Source organism: Paraburkholderia sp. CNPSo 3274, assembly GCF_024206475.1.
Classification (GTDB): Bacteria; Pseudomonadota; Gammaproteobacteria; order Burkholderiales; family Burkholderiaceae; genus Paraburkholderia.
The window spans coordinates 1-565 of record NZ_JAMBPR010000261.1; the positions used below are offsets into that span (position 1 = coordinate 1).

Annotated in this window: 1 protein-coding gene; it reads left to right on the top strand. The window is 55.9% G+C overall.

What is annotated here, in order from left to right; translation table 11 throughout:
- Positions 1-70: 70 nt before the first annotated feature.
- Positions 71-565: IS701 family transposase (locus M3I54_RS45695; RefSeq protein ID WP_254346772.1), on the top strand; the 495-nt coding region annotated here is incomplete at its 3' end.

Consider the following 565-nt stretch of genomic DNA (forward strand, 5'->3'; position numbering starts at 1 on the left):
GTCATAAAAAAATGTTTGCATCAAAGCGATACCTGGTAGTATTGAATAATACAGACTTCGGGCGACCGTGATGAGAGAAGACGTCGACGAATTTGACGCGTATCTGAATCATCTGGCGCAGGCGTTGGGGCACGCCGATCGCCATGCCGGCCTCAAGGGCTACTGTTCGGGCTTGGTAATGCCGTTGTCACGCAAGAGCGTCGAGCCGATGGCTGCGCATATTGATCCCCTTCACGCGAGTGCGAAACATCAGTCACTCCACCATTTTGTGGCCAAGGCAGAATGGTCTGACCGGGCGGTTCTGCAGCGGGTACGCGAATGGGTGATGCCCGCGTTAGGCCTGCACGCTGCTGAAGAGACTGGCTATTACTGGATTATTGACGACACGGGCTTCCCGAAGAAAGGCAAGCATTCGGTCGGCGTAGTGCGGCAATACTGCGGGCAATTGGGCAAACAGGATAACTGCCAGATCGCCGTGAGCCTGTCGATCGCGACGCAACGCGGCAGCCTGCCAATTGCCTGGCAGCTGTATGTCCCCAAGGAATGGATTGAAGACCGGGAGCGA